The following is a 14,156-nucleotide window of genomic DNA, read 5'->3' on the forward strand; positions in this document are numbered from 1 at the left end:
GATTCACGCTTCCTCCCCACACTCGGTCGCCCTCATGCAGTTGCGCTTCACTTCGTTCGCTGTGGTCAGCTCACGGCGGGACTCTCACCCACAAGATTGCGCCCATGCTGGGCGCACACAAAAAAGGCGCTCCGTAGAGCGCCTTTTTACCGCCAATTGTTTTATTGCAAGCTGACCTGACGCAGCTCGGGTTTGGCCTCGCCACCAATCATGATGCGTTTTGGCTTGGCCTCTTCAGGCACTTCACGCAGCAGGTCGATGTTGAGCAAACCGTTGGTCAGGGATGCGCCACGTACTTCGATATGGTCCGCCAAGCGGAACGACAACCGGAACGCACGTTGGGCAATGCCCTGGTGCAGGTAAGCGACCTTATCGTCGGTTTCGCGTTTTCCGCCGGAAACCGTCAATACACCCCTCTCGACCTGGATATCCAGATCCTCCTCGGTCAGGCCAGCGACGGCGATCACGATGCGGTACGCGTCATCACCGTGCTTTTCCACGTTGTGAGGTGGATAGGAATTCGGAGCCTCGCTGCGCAGCGCCGACTCGAACAGGTCATTGAAGCGATCAAAGCCCACCGATTGACGGAACAGTGGGGCCAACGACAGGGTAGTAGCCATTTTAAAATCTCCTGAGTTTCTCCAAGTGATTTAGTACGCGACCCGGATTCGGCATCGCGTGATCAAAAATTTATGGACGCGCAAAAGGAATTCAAGAGGGCTGGAAAAAAATTTTCTTGTGCAAGGGGCGATCACCAAAGCCCAAGTGTCATGGCGTGTGCTCTAATCAAAATGCCAGGCGTGCTTTACCCCGTGAGCGCCTGAGACAGCCCTTGAGGTACAAAAAAATGAAAATGACATTCCCGGCCCTGGCATTGGGCATCCTGATCTCCCAAGGGGCCTTGGCCGCTGGAGATGGTACGGCGGCGCTGGGAGGCGGTGTCGGCGGTGTGTTGGGCAATGTGGTGGGCCAACAGCTCGGTGGCTCGACCGGTGCGGCCATCGGCGCCGGCGTGGGGGGCGCAGCCGGGAGTGCGGTGGGTGCGCAGAAGGGCAACAAGACCGAAGCGGCGATTGGCGGCGGTTTGGGCTCGGCAGGCGGTTCGCTGATTGGCAACCGCCTGGGCGGCACCACCGGTTCGACCATCGGCGCCGGCGTGGGTGGCGCAGCCGGTGGCGCGCTGGGTAATAACCTGGCCGATGACGAGAGCGGTCATCGTTCAGGCGGTGGCAAGCACAAAGGCAACAAGCACAAGAACAAGCACCACTGATCGTCTAGCACGGCTTGCCTTGTAGGAGCGAGCTTGCTCGCGAAAAACTCACAGACGCCGCGTTTATCCAGGAAGCACGCGTTATCGTTGACGTTTTTCGCGGGCAAGCTCGCTCCTACACGCGACTTACATCGGCGTGCTGCTCACCACCCGCAACGCCAGCCCTTCATAAGCGTCCAGCGTGATCGTGAACGCGCCCTCCTCGGTCAAATCGCCTTCCACACGCTCATTGATGATATCCACCACCGGCCCCGGTGCGATGTTGGGCAGGTGCAGGGTTTCGGTGATCGGCGTAGCACCAAAGTTCAGCGCAGTGATTTGCGTGCCCTTACCCGCCGGTAGTTCGTGCACCATGATCAGCAAGCCGGGATGCTCGACGTCCGGCACCAGGATCTGGCGGCTGGCGGCAATGTCGTAGGCACGACGCACGGCGAGGATTTTTTGCAGTTGCGAGGCAAAGGACTCCGGGTCCTGCAGTTGGCTGTTCAGGCTGCCATACAGGCTCTTTGAGCGCGGCATCTGCCCCGCCGACAGCTCGGCGTCGGGGTTCAGGTCTACCAGGTCGTAGGCGCCACGATGGATCCAGCGCGTGTCGCCATCGGCCATCAGGTGCGCCACTTCTTCGGCCGCCAACGGCAGCGCGCCCACCAGGTCCCAGCCGGACAAGGCAAACACCCCAGGTTGCATGGCGTTGTACATCACCAACAGCAAGTGGATCTGGCGAATCTGCTGGATATCCGTCGGGGTAATCATCTCCAGGTCACGAATCCCCAGGGCTGCGGTGATGATACTGGCGGTGGTGCAAGACACGCCGTTGGTGACGAACTTGAGGTTATACGGCGCATGCTCACCGGCCAGGCGTTCATACATCTGCTCGCGGATATGCTCGCGCAGGATGTTGCCGGGAAAGGTCTGGCCCTGGAACAGGAAGCTGTCATGGGCGTGCAGCGTCCAGAAGTGCACCAGCTCCAGGGTCAGTTCATCGTGGTTCTGGAGCGCGTGAATCAGCGAGCCGGGGTCGATGCCCAGGCTGTGCATCTGGCGCAGCATCAGGCGCAGGAATTCGGTGTCGCCCATCAGCAATGCATGCTGGTAAGCCGGGCGGGTGATGAAGTCATAGGACAGGTCGGCGCCGCCGTGGGACATGGACGCGATGTCATCCACAGTGAGGTTGAGCTCCTGAAAACTGAAACCGCCCGCCTTGCGAATTGCGCCGCCAAGCAACTGATTGCCGGTGATCGACAACGGATGGCTTTCGGACCACGCCGTGCCATCGAGCTTGCGCTCTACGCCGAGAAAGCCGTTGGCGTCCAGGCGCAGGATTTTCGCGCCCATCACATCAATGGCATGCAGCGCATCACCAATGATCATCTGCTGCGCGGCAAACGAAGGGTCAAGCCAGTTGAGCGACGGCTGGCCTTCCTTGAAGTAATGCAGGTACACCCAGCGCCGCGGCTTGCCATCTACGCCGAGCACTACCGGGGTGGCGCTCCAGTCAGTTTCCTTGACGCCGGGCTCGAAGAAAATCACCCGCTGCAATTGGCCGACGATGTAGTGCTTGTCGCGCAGCGCGTCTACCTGCGATGGGCTGAGGTTCTGCGCATCACGCCCGTCGGCCACCTCGGGCAGCAACGGCCAGTCTTCCTCGCGGATTTCGACCATGTGGTACAGGCCGGGATAGTCCTCATAGGCCATTTCTGCCAGGCGAAAGTCCGCGCCCTTGCCGGTGTGCGACGGAATCACATCGTCGATGATCACCGCATTGTGCGCGGCAGCCATGCGCGTCAAGGCCTGCAGTTGCGCCTCGGTGCCCAGTTGCGGGTCGATGTCAAAGCTGATGCGGTCGAAATTACCGTCGATGGTCGGGGTGTGCTCGGTGCCAGACAAACCACCGGACTTCTTCAACGGGCCGTTGTGAATGCCTTGGATGCCGATCTTGGACAGGGTATGCCACAGGGTTTCGTCCCCCAGCGCTTCCAGTACCGTGCCGCCTTCACGGGTGACAATCGAGGCGGGATAGGCCGTGAACCACACCGACGACAAGGCTGAAGCGTCACGCGGCCGGGTCTGTGCATAAGGCTGCTGCCACAGGCGGCCTTGCCCCGAATAGAGCTTGGCCCGCTGCCGCGCTGCGTGGAGCATGGAATGTTGCACCAGCCAGTTCACATGGTCGTTGTTCGCCGCGGTCATAAGCTCGGTACCTGTGGTGGTGAAAAGGGTCGGTGTAAGCATATGAGGGGCGTGGGCGGCATTCGTTGCATTGCAATAGGGCGCTTACCTTGTAGGAGCGAGCTTGCTCGCGAAAAACTCACAGGCGCCGCGTTCATTCAGGAAACACGCGTTATCGTTGACGTTTTTCGCGAGCAAGCTCGCTCCTACATAAGACTTTCACCTGCGCTGCCGCCTTGCGTCGCTTGCCGGTACTGCCTCGGGGTGAACCCGGTTGAAGACTTGAACTGCCGGGTAAACGCACTGTGATCGGTGTACCCACATTGCAATGCCACCTCGGTAATCTGCAGTTCGGTATGCAACAACCGCCGGGCATGTTCCAGCCGGACTTTCTGGATCATCTGCCGAGGCGTGAGGTGAAACACGCGCTTGCAGTAGCGCTCCAGTTGCGCCACGGAAATCCCGGCGATGCGGGTCAACTCACCCAGGGTGACGCGGCGGTTGAAGTGGCTGCGGATGTGTTCGTCCACCGCCGCCAGACGCTGATAGGCCGGGTGGGTTTCACTGGCTGATTGCAGGTCTACCGAAATCCCCGCCAGGCCGATGATCGCGCCGAGCTGGTTGTACAGCGGCCACTTGTGGGTCAGGCACCAGCCGGGTTCGCGGGTACCGTAGAGGTGCAGTTCGAGTTGATCTTCCAACACCAGGCCCTGCGTCAGCACACGCCGGTCCTGTTCGGTATAGCCGGGGCCCAATTGTGCGGGAAACACTTCGGTGCTGGTCTTGCCCAGCAGCGGTTGCAGCTGCTTGAGGCCACAGCGTTGCACCAGGGTGCGGTTGGCGAGCACGTAGCGAGCGTCGATGTCCTTGATGAAAATCGCGGCGTTGGGGAGTACATCGAGCATCGGCAGCAACTGCTCTACCCCACTCAATAGTTGCTCGATGCTGTGGGGGCGGCTGCCCTGGAAAAGGCTCGCGAACGCGCTCTGCAACATGACTTTCTCAGCCCCTTTATTCGTCGACAGCCAGCAGATTGCGCCATGGGGCGAGCGCTGTCGAGCGCGGCAAATTGTGCTGAATTCGTCATCCATCCCTGCGCAAAACATCAATCGTCAGCCTGGCTGATGGGTTCAGGATAGCGCCACCGCATGCCTATCCAATAACTCACAAGAAGGCGCCGTTATGTCAGGCCAAGGCAAGTTCAAGAAACAGCTGTCACTGATGGACCTCACCTTTATCGGGTTGGGAGCCATCTTCGGTTCGGGTTGGTTGTTCGCCGCCAGTCACGTGTCTGCCATCGCAGGCCCTGCGGGGATTTTTTCCTGGTTGCTCGGTGGTTTCGCCGTGCTGCTGCTGGGCATTGTCTACTGCGAACTGGGCGCCGCCCTGCCCCGCGCTGGCGGCGTGGTGCGCTATCCGGTGTACTCCCATGGCCCGCTGCTGGGCTACCTGATGGGCTTTATCACGCTGATCGCGTTTTCCAGCCTGGTGGCGATTGAAGTGGTCGCCTCGCGCCAATATGCGGCAGCCTGGTTTCCCGAGCTGACCAAGGCCGGCTCCAGCGACCCGACCACCCTGGGCTGGCTGGTGCAATTTGCCTTGCTGTGCCTGTTCTTTGTGCTCAATTACCGCAGCGTGAAGACCTTTGCCATCGCCAATAACCTGGTGAGCGTGTTCAAGTTCATCGTGCCGTTGCTGGTGATCGGCGTGCTGTTCACCTTCTTCAAGCCGGAGAACTTCCAGGTGCATGGCTTCGCGCCATTCGGCTTGTCGGGCATCGAGATGGCCGTGTCGGCAGGCGGGGTAATCTTTGCCTACCTGGGGCTCACGCCGATCATTTCGGTGGCCAGCGAAGTGAAAAACCCACAGCGCACCATCCCCATCGCCTTGATCCTCTCGGTACTGTTGTCTACGGCCATCTATGTGCTGCTGCAAACCGCGTTCCTCGGCGGCGTGCCTACCGAAATGCTCGCCAATGGCTGGGCTGGCATCAGCAAGGAACTGGCCCTGCCCTATCGCGATATCGCCCTGGCGCTGGGCGTGGGCTGGCTGGCCTACCTGGTGGTGGCCGATGCGGTGATCTCCCCCAGCGGCTGCGGCAACATCTACATGAACGCCACCCCGCGCGTGGTGTATGGCTGGGCGCAGACCGGCACCTTTTTCAAGATCTTCACGCGCATCGATGAAAAGTCCGGCATCCCGCGCCCGGCGCTGTGGCTGACCTTTGGCCTGTCGGTGTTCTGGACCTTGCCGTTCCCGTCCTGGGAAGCGCTGATCAACGTGGTGTCCGCCGCCCTGATCCTCAGTTATGCCGTGGCCCCGGTGACGGTCGCCGCCCTGCGCCGCAATGCACCCGACATGGCGCGCCCGTTTCGGGTCAAGGGCATGGCGGTGCTGGGTCCGCTGTCATTCATCATCGCTGCGCTGATTGTGTACTGGTCGGGCTGGAACACCGTGTCCTGGCTGCTGGGCCTGCAAATCCTGATGTTTGTGGTGTACCTGCTGTGTGCACGCTGGGTGCCGACCGCGCACCTGAATCTCAAGCAACAAGTGCGCTCCTCGGCCTGGCTGATCGGCTTCTACGCCGTGACCATCCTGCTCTCCAAACTCGGCAGTTTTGGCGGTATCGGTGTGATCAGCCACCCGTTTGACACCCTGGTGGTGGCGGCCTGCGCCCTGGGCATTTACTACTGGGGCGCCGCCACCGGCGTGCCCGCCCACTTGGTGCGCCTGGAGCAGGAAGAGGACGAAAGCGAAGCCGTCAGCGACGCGCACTACAGCGCCCCACTGTCCCCGACTACCCACTGATGGAGCGCCCTATGAAACGGCTGCACGTGATTGACTCACACACCGGCGGGGAACCTACACGCCTGGTCATGAGCGGTTTCCCCGCGCTGGTTGGCGACACGATCGCCGACCAACTGGAGCACCTGCGCACCCATCACGATCAATGGCGCCGCGCCTGCCTGCTGGAGCCACGGGGCAACGATGTGCTCGTGGGCGCGCTGTACTGCGCGCCAGTCACGCCGGGGGCGACCTGCGGGGTGATTTTCTTCAACAACGCCGGCTACCTCGGTATGTGCGGCCACGGCACCATCGGCCTGGTTGCCTCGTTGCACCACCTGGGGCTGATCCAACCGGGCGTGCACAGCCTTGACACGCCGGTCGGCCCGGTCGCGGCCACCTTGCACGAGGACGGCAGCGTGACCCTGCGCAATGTGCCCGCCTACCGCTATCGCGAGCAGGTGCCGGTTGAAGTGCCCGGGCATGGCGTGGTGCTGGGCGACATCGCCTGGGGCGGCAACTGGTTCTTCCTGGTGTCGGACCACGGCCATGAGTTGCAGATGGATAACGTGGAGGCCCTGACCGACTTCACCTGGGCCATGCTCAAGGCCCTCGAAGCCCAAGGCATCCGTGGTGCAGACGGTGCGCTGATCGACCATATCGAACTGTTCGCCGACGACGCCCACGCCGACAGCCGCAACTTCGTGATGTGCCCCGGCAAAGCCTATGACCGCTCCCCCTGCGGCACCGGCACCAGCGCCAAGCTCGCCTGCCTGGCCGCCGACGCAAAACTGGCCGCAGGAGAACCCTGGGTACAAGCCAGCATCACCGGCAGCCAATTCCTCGGTCGCTATGAGTGGGACGGCGAACGCGTTCGCCCATTCATCACCGGCCGCGCCTACATGACCGCCGACAGCACCTTGCTGATCGACGAACAAGACCCGTTTGCCTGGGGCATCTGAGCCCATTATTTCATTCAACTGAAACCGGAGTTAGCACCATGAGCGACAACATCTTCACCGGCTGCATGCCCGCCCTGATGACCCCTTGCACCGCCGAGCGCCAACCGGACTTCGACGCCCTGGTGGCCAAGGGCCGCGAACTGATCGACATCGGCATGAGCGCCGTGGTGTATTGCGGTTCCATGGGCGACTGGCCGCTGCTCACCGAGGCCCAGCGCCAGGAAGGCGTGGCGCGCCTGGTGGCTGCGGGTGTGCCGACCATCGTCGGCACCGGTGCGGTGAACAGCCGCGAAGCCGTATCCCACGCAGCCCATGCCGCCAAAGTCGGCGCCCATGGTTTGATGGTGATTCCCCGCGTGCTGTCCCGGGGTGCTTCGGTCACTGCGCAAAAGGCCCACTTTGCGGCGATCCTCAACGCCGCCCCCAACCTGCCGGCGGTGATCTACAACAGCCCCTACTACGGTTTCGCCACCCGCGCCGACCTGTTCTTTGAACTGCGCCGCGAACACCCGAACCTGATCGGCTTCAAGGAGTTCGGCGGCGCTGCCGACCTGCGCTACGCCGCCGAAAACATCACCTCCCAGGATGACGATGTGACCCTGATGGTCGGCGTCGATACCCAAGTGGTACACGGCTTCGTCAACTGCAACGCCACCGGCGCCATTACCGGCATCGGCAATGCACTGCCGCGCGAGGTGCTGCAACTGGTGGCGCTGAGCAAAAAAGCCGCCAAGGGCGATGCCAAGGCGCGTCGCCAGGCCCGCGAGCTGGAAGCTGCGCTGGCGGTGTTGTCGTCGTTCGACGAAGGCTGCGACCTGGTGCTGTATTACAAGCATTTGATGGTGCTCAACGGCGACCAGGGTTACGCCCTGCACTTCAACGAAACCGACGGGCTCAGCGCTGCCCAGCGCCGCTATGCCGAGCAGCAGTACGCGCTGTTCCGCCAGTGGTATGCCAACTGGTCGGCCGAACAGAACGTCGCTTGATTTTCTGTAGGAGCGAGCTTGCTCGCGAAGGTCGTTAACGATAACGCGCTCAGCCTGAATGAACGCGTTGTATGCACGTTTTTCGCGAGCAAGCTCGCTCCTACAACACCTCTTTTGTTTTCCAGGATGTCACCATGACTCTGACAGGCAAAATGCTGATCGGTCAGCAATCCATTTGCGGCCATCGCGATGCGATCCGCGCGATCAACCCCGCCACCAACACCCCACTGGAACCCGCCTACGCTGGCGGGGATGAGCAGCACGTCGATCAGGCCTGCGCACTCGCGTGGGCCGCGTTCGACGCTTACCGCGAAACCACCTTGGCAGACCGCGCCGCGTTGCTTGAAACCATCGCCACCCACATCGAAGCCTTGGGTGATGAGTTGATCGAACGCGCCTGCGCCGAAACCGGCTTGCCTCACGCACGTATTCAAGGTGAACGCGGCCGTACCTGCGGGCAACTGCGTGCTTTTGCCCGCACCGTGCGCCTGGGCGAATGGCTCGATGTGCGCGTCGATACCGCACAGCCCCAGCGCCAACCCCTGCCTCGTGCCGACCTGCGCCAGCGCCATATCGCCCTGGGCCCGGTAGCCGTGTTCGGTGCCAGCAACTTCCCTCTGGCCTTCTCCGTGGCGGGCGGCGATACCGCATCGGCCCTTGCCGCCGGTTGCCCGGTGATCGTCAAGGCGCATAACGCGCACCCCGGCACCAGCGAGCTGGTGGGCCGCGCCATCGCCCAGGCGGTTAAAGATTGTGGCTTACCAGAGGGTGTGTTTTCACTGCTCTATGGTGCGGGTAACGAGGTGGGTATCGCATTGGTGCGCGACCCGCGCATCAAGGCCGTGGGCTTCACGGGGTCGCGCAGTGGCGGCATTGCCCTGTGCCAAGCGGCGCAGGCACGCCCGGAGCCGATCCCGGTGTACGCGGAAATGAGCTCGATCAACCCGGTGTACCTGTTTCCTGCTGCGCTTGAAGCTCGGAGCGAAGCCTTGGCCGAAGGGTTCGTGGCATCGTTGACCCAAGGCGCCGGCCAGTTCTGTACCAACCCTGGTCTGATGATCGCCCTGCAAGGCGCCGCTCTGGACCGTTTTGTCCAGTCCGCCAGTGAGCGTCTCTCGCGTTGCCCGTCCCAGACCATGCTCATACCGGGCATCTTCAGCGCCTACGAAACCGGCGTGACCACCCTGGCCCAGCACGCCAAGATCGCCGCCAAGGGCTTGCCAGCGACCGGGCCGAACCAGGGCCAGGCCCATCTGTTCGTGACCCAGGCCGAGGCATTCCTGAACAACGAACACCTGCAAGCCGAAGTATTCGGCGCCGCGTCGCTGGTGTTGGAATGCTGCGATGTCGAGCAAATGCGCGAGCTGTGCGAGCGCCTGGAAGGCCAACTCACCGCCACCCTGCACATGGATGACCACGACCTGCCACAGGCCCGGGCATTGCTGCCGGTACTGGAGCGAAAGGCTGGGCGCCTGCTGGTGAACGGCTGGCCGACCGGCGTAGAAGTGTGCGACGCCATGGTGCATGGCGGGCCCTTCCCGGCGACTTCGGATGCGCGCAGCACCTCGGTCGGCACGGCGGCGATCCTGCGGTTCCTGCGCCCTGTGTGTTACCAGGACTTCCCGGACGCCTTGCTGCCCACCGCCCTGCAGCACGACAACCCGCTGCAACTGCGGCGGCTGCTCGACGGCCAGCAAGAAGCATAACCATGGCCGATCCCAATCAAGCAGACCTCGTGGTGGTCGGCGCCGGCATTATCGGCGTCGCCTGCGCCTTGCAGTTGGCACGCCAAGGCCGGCGAGTCGTCGTGCTCGACGCGCAGGCGCCTGGCATGGGCGCCTCCTACGGCAACGCCGGCCACCTGGCGACGGAACAGGTGTTTCCCATCGCCGACCTGTCGATCCTCAAGCGCTTGCCCGCCATGCTCCTGGACCCCATGGGCCCGCTGCGCCTGGACTGGACCTACCTGCCCCGCGCCCTGCCCTGGTTTATCCGCCTGTTGCTCAACCTGCGGCCAGCGCCTTACCAGCGCACCGTGGCAGGCCTTCGCGCCTTGAACGAAGGCAGCCTGGGCGCGTGGCAACGCTTGCTGCAATCGATTGGGCAAGCGCAATTGCTGCGTGAAGACGGTTCGCTATTGGTGTATGAGCGTGCCGAATCCCGCCCTGCACTGGATGCATTGCAGCACCGCATGACCCAGCAAGGCGTCGCCGTGGACTTCTGGAGCGGCGATGCGGTGCGCAAGGCTGCGCCGCAACTGAGCGACGCCATACAAGGCGGTTTGTTCTTCCCCGCTACCGGACACTTTCTGGACCCGTACACGGTGGTTGGCGAACTGGTGAACGCGGCCAAGGCTGAGGGGGTGCAATTTCTTCAGCAGCGCGTTCTGGACGGCCGCCTGGAGGGTAGCGGCGTTTCCCTGATGACCGACCAAGGCGTACTGACAGCGCAGCACGTGCTGATTGCCTGCGGCGCCCACTCGGCCAAACTCACCGCCGCACTCACTGGCAAGCAGGTCCCACTGGACACCGAACGCGGTTACCACCTGATGCTGCCCCACGAACAACAGCGCCTGCCCTTCGCGGTCACTTCGCTGGAGCGCAAATTCATCATGACGCCCATGGCCGGTGGCCTGCGCCTGGCCGGCACGGTCGAATTCGCCGGCCTCGACCGCCCGGCCAATATGCAACGGGCCTGGCAGTTGCACCGGTTGAGCAAAGGGCTGTTGCGACACGACTTGAGCGACAGCGAAGCCACGCCCTGGATGGGGTTTCGCCCTTCCCTGCCCGACTCGCTGCCGATCATTGACCGGGTATGCGAGGGCAAAGTACTGCTTGCATTTGGTCACCAGCATCTGGGGCTGACACAAGCGGCGGTGACGGCCGAGAGGGTTGGCCAGCTTGCGGCGGGTAAACAGGTGCCGCAATTGCACCTCTACCGCCTGGAGCGATTCTGACAATACCGAGAACCAAATGTGGGAGCTGTCGAGCCCCAGCGAGGCTGCGAAGGGATCGCCGCGCAGCCCCTGAAGCACCGCAGCGTCTGTATCGCCTTGGGCTCGACCTGCTACTTGACCAACCGCTTCTCCTTGGAGGGGCGATAGCCGAAATACGCGCTGTAGCATTTGCTGAAATGGCTCGGCGAGACAAACCCGCACGCCACCAGCACATCCACCTGGGATAACTCGGTGTGCTGCAACAGGCGTCGCGCCTCAGTGACGCGCAGTTCCATGTAGTAGCGCTGCGGCGTGGTACCCAGTTGTTCTTTGAACAGGCGCTCCAATTGGCGGCGGGAACGGCCGGCGTAGACGGCGAGTTGATCGAGTTCCAGGGGCTCTTCGAGGTTGGCGTCCATCAGCTTCACCACCTCGCGCAGCGGCGCGCTGACACACATATTTTCAGTGGGTTTGATGCGGCGGTAGCGCGACTCTTCGAACGCCAGGATATCTTCGATGCCTTCGACCAAGGCTTTGCCATGCAGGCTCTTGATCCAGTCCAAGGCCATATGGAAAGCCCCCGAGGGGCTGGACGCGGTGAGGCGGTCGCGGTCGATCACGTAGGGTTCGCTGGTGACCTGCGCCGCCTTGGACACTTCGGCCAGCGCCGGGCGATGTTCGGGATGGATGGCACAGCGGTAACCCTGCAGCAGCCCCGCACGCCCGAGGAACCAGGAGCCGTTCCACAAACCGGCGAGGCGCACGCCCGCTTCACCCGCACTGCGCAGCCATTGGATAAATGGCTCGCTGGCCTTGAGTTCGGTGCGAAAACCACCGCAGATCACCAACAGGTCCAAGCCCTGCAAGCTCGCCAGCGCCAGGTTCGCATCCGGGCGAATGACCAGGCCCAGGTCACTGATCACTTCGCCCTCACCCCAGCCGAAGGTCCGTGTGGCGAACAGATCGGGGCGCAACAGGTTGGCGGTCACCAGCGTGTCGAGGGTCTGGGTAAAGGCCGGCAAGGAGAAGTGTTCGAGCAGCAAAAAACCGACACCGGTGACCGAGGTTGATTGCTGGGGATTATCACTGAGGTAGCGCAGGTTCTTGCCTTGCATGCCACCGCTGAACTGGCGTCTTTCCATCGAGGGTCGGCCCACGCTTATTGTTGTGCAGTGGGCGCTATCTTAGGGGCAAATGCAGTGCCTGTCTCAGGTGACGCTCAAGGCTGGCAGCGGCCATTGCACTGATCTTGATAAAAACTGTTCGCTTGAAAAGCCACGGCCCAGGCGCTGCGCGATGATCTGATACGGTTTTTTCTTTTCGATCTGCGCCTGTATTGAAAACCGCGTGAGGCGGACAATAGCCCCATCCCGACATTCCTGTCGTCCCCTTCCCCTCGGAGGCCTTATGACCAAGATGGCAATTTTCCTGTTCGGCTTTTTGGTATTGACCATTGGCATCGGCATGTTGGCGACCATCTCGCCGGTCTAAGCCCGCATCGTGGCGAGGGAGCTTGCTCCCGTGACGACCTGATACCCGACGCAGATCTACCTTACGCCCCACGATCCAACTGTGGGAGCTGGCTTGCCTGCGATGGCGGCCTGCCAGCCGACATCTATCTACCTGACACCCCGCGATCAAACTGTGGGAGCGGGCTTGCTCGCGAAGGCGGCCCGGCAGGCAACACAGTTGGATTGTGTGCATATCCATTCCTGCGGTAACGGCCACTTAGGGTTCCGCCCTGACGGCAGGGGTCTAACGGGGCGCTTCAGATCAAGAGCAAGATCAAAAGCGGCTCGCTTCGCATCGTGGTTACTTACTCAGCCCACAAACAGCATCGGATACAGCGACAGCACCAACAGCCCGGCCATGGACCAGTTGAACATCCGCAACCAGCGCGGCTCACGCAGCAAGTTGCGCAAACCGCTGCCACACCCCACCCACACGCACACACTCGGCAGGTTGACTACCGCAAACACCAGGGCGATCACCAGCACATTGGTGACATAACCCTCGGCCGGCGTGTAGGTAGTGATCGCCCCCAGCGCCATGATCCACGCCTTGGGGTTGACCCACTGGAAGGCCGCCGCACCGAGGAAGGTCATCGGCTTGCCATGTTCATTCTGGTTATCAGACATGCCGCCCGCATTGGCAATCTTCCACGCCAGGTACAACAAATACGCGGCGCCGACATAACGCAACAGCGTGTAGGCCCACGGGAACAGCTTGAACACCTCGCCCAAGCCCAGCCCCACACAGATCACCAACAGCATGAAGCCGATACTGATCCCCAGCGCATGGGGCATCGAACGGCGAAAGCCGAAATTCACGCCTGAGGCCAGCAACATGGTGTTGTTGGGCCCTGGGGTGATCGAAGAGACAAAAGCGAACAGCACGAAGGCTGATAACAGGCTGGTAGACATGAACATAGCGCGGCATCCAAGCGGTGGTGATGTGCCTGCGACAGTAGGGGGTTATGGCGCGCTGCGCCCCGTACAGCTAGGGATGGATCGAGGCATACACTTGCACGGAGCTCATCGGGAAGTAGCGCTTACCGAGGCGCATCGGGAACCGGTGTGGGAACCTGCCATGCCGGTTTTTTGCCCTCCTGACTGTCGAAAATACGCCGAGCCTTGCGAAAGTCCTCCACGTTTTCCACCACCCAGGTCCAGATAGGCGACATGCGAATCAAAAGCTCTCGGCCCAGGGGCGTCAGCTCGTACTCGACGCGTGGCGGAATTTCACCGAACTCGCGCCGAACCAACAAACCATCGCGCTCCATGGCGCGAAGCGTCTTGGTCAACATGCGCTGAGTCACACCTGTCATCTGCCGTTTTATCTCGGCATGACGCATCGCACCGTATACACCCAGCGCATGCAGGATGCCCAATGCCCAGCGGCTACCGGCGTGAGCAAGGACTTCACGCCTGACGCCATCGTCCTCCTCCCTGAGCGACTGGCAGATAACTTCTGCCTGGCTGAGCGTTTCCTGATCGGTCATTTCTACCCCTGGTATCACACGTGTGCCTTCTTATGAGCGCTGCCGAATC

Annotated in this window: 13 protein-coding genes; 6 read left to right on the top strand and 7 right to left on the bottom strand. The window is 62.0% G+C overall.

Going from position 1 to position 14,156, the window contains the following annotated elements; genetic code table 11:
• Window positions 1-161: 161 nt before the first annotated feature.
• Window positions 162-620, bottom strand: a complete 459-nt coding sequence (locus BUE92_RS00470) for an Hsp20 family protein (RefSeq protein ID WP_003191546.1) — start codon at window positions 618-620, stop codon at window positions 162-164.
• A gap of 227 nt (window positions 621-847) precedes the next feature.
• Between BUE92_RS00470 and BUE92_RS00475 the strand changes: the two genes are divergently transcribed.
• Window positions 848-1,270, top strand: coding sequence for a glycine zipper domain-containing protein (locus tag BUE92_RS00475; protein ID WP_073521493.1), 423 nt, complete (start codon window positions 848-850; stop codon window positions 1,268-1,270).
• A gap of 126 nt (window positions 1,271-1,396) precedes the next feature.
• On the opposite strand, the gene treS is transcribed toward BUE92_RS00475, so the two are convergent.
• Both treS and BUE92_RS00485 read right to left on the bottom strand, forming a co-directional pair.
• Entirely contained in the window at window positions 1,397-3,460 is a 2,064-nt protein-coding gene (treS, locus tag BUE92_RS00480) for a maltose alpha-D-glucosyltransferase (protein WP_073521494.1), read from the bottom strand.
• Between the two features lie 185 nt (window positions 3,461-3,645).
• The gene (locus BUE92_RS00485; protein ID WP_073521495.1) at window positions 3,646-4,434 is read right to left on the bottom strand and encodes an AraC family transcriptional regulator; all 789 of its coding nucleotides are present in this window, start codon (window positions 4,432-4,434) and stop codon (window positions 3,646-3,648) included.
• A gap of 187 nt (window positions 4,435-4,621) precedes the next feature.
• Between BUE92_RS00485 and BUE92_RS00490 the strand changes: the two genes are divergently transcribed.
• From BUE92_RS00490 to BUE92_RS00515, 5 genes are all read left to right on the top strand, one after another.
• The gene (locus tag BUE92_RS00490; protein WP_073521496.1) at window positions 4,622-6,247 is read left to right on the top strand and encodes an APC family permease; all 1,626 of its coding nucleotides are present in this window, start codon (window positions 4,622-4,624) and stop codon (window positions 6,245-6,247) included.
• Between the two features lie 11 nt (window positions 6,248-6,258).
• Entirely contained in the window at window positions 6,259-7,185 is a 927-nt protein-coding gene (locus tag BUE92_RS00495) for a 4-hydroxyproline epimerase (RefSeq protein ID WP_073521497.1), read from the top strand.
• Window positions 7,186-7,223: 38 nt separating this feature from the next.
• The gene (locus tag BUE92_RS00500; RefSeq protein ID WP_073521498.1) at window positions 7,224-8,171 is read left to right on the top strand and encodes a dihydrodipicolinate synthase family protein; all 948 of its coding nucleotides are present in this window, start codon (window positions 7,224-7,226) and stop codon (window positions 8,169-8,171) included.
• A gap of 134 nt (window positions 8,172-8,305) precedes the next feature.
• On the top strand, window positions 8,306-9,877 hold the full coding sequence (locus BUE92_RS00510) for an aldehyde dehydrogenase (NADP(+)) (protein ID WP_073521500.1): 1,572 nt from the start codon (window positions 8,306-8,308) through the stop codon (window positions 9,875-9,877).
• Window positions 9,878-9,879: 2 nt separating this feature from the next.
• Entirely contained in the window at window positions 9,880-11,127 is a 1,248-nt protein-coding gene (locus tag BUE92_RS00515) for an NAD(P)/FAD-dependent oxidoreductase (RefSeq protein WP_073521501.1), read from the top strand.
• Between the two features lie 110 nt (window positions 11,128-11,237).
• Here BUE92_RS00515 and BUE92_RS00520 read toward each other — a convergent pair whose 3' ends face one another.
• The 4 genes from BUE92_RS00520 to BUE92_RS00530 form a co-directional block, all read right to left on the bottom strand.
• On the bottom strand, window positions 11,238-12,221 hold the full coding sequence (locus BUE92_RS00520; RefSeq protein WP_073521502.1) for a GlxA family transcriptional regulator: 984 nt from the start codon (window positions 12,219-12,221) through the stop codon (window positions 11,238-11,240).
• Between the two features lie 93 nt (window positions 12,222-12,314).
• Window positions 12,315-12,572 (bottom strand): hypothetical protein, encoded by a 258-nt coding sequence (locus tag BUE92_RS28400; protein ID WP_178380667.1) that lies wholly within the window; start codon window positions 12,570-12,572, stop codon window positions 12,315-12,317.
• Window positions 12,573-12,926: 354 nt separating this feature from the next.
• Window positions 12,927-13,535: a LysE family translocator gene (locus BUE92_RS00525; RefSeq protein ID WP_073521503.1), complete on the bottom strand. Its 609-nt coding sequence runs from the start codon at window positions 13,533-13,535 to the stop codon at window positions 12,927-12,929.
• A 122-nt stretch (window positions 13,536-13,657) separates the two neighbouring features.
• Window positions 13,658-14,107, bottom strand: coding sequence for a winged helix-turn-helix transcriptional regulator (locus tag BUE92_RS00530; protein WP_034127533.1), 450 nt, complete (start codon window positions 14,105-14,107; stop codon window positions 13,658-13,660).
• Window positions 14,108-14,156: the final 49 nt, after the last annotated feature.

The sequence above is a fragment of the Pseudomonas fluorescens genome (genome assembly GCF_001902145.1).
Classification (GTDB): Bacteria; Pseudomonadota; Gammaproteobacteria; order Pseudomonadales; family Pseudomonadaceae; genus Aquipseudomonas; species Aquipseudomonas fluorescens_BV.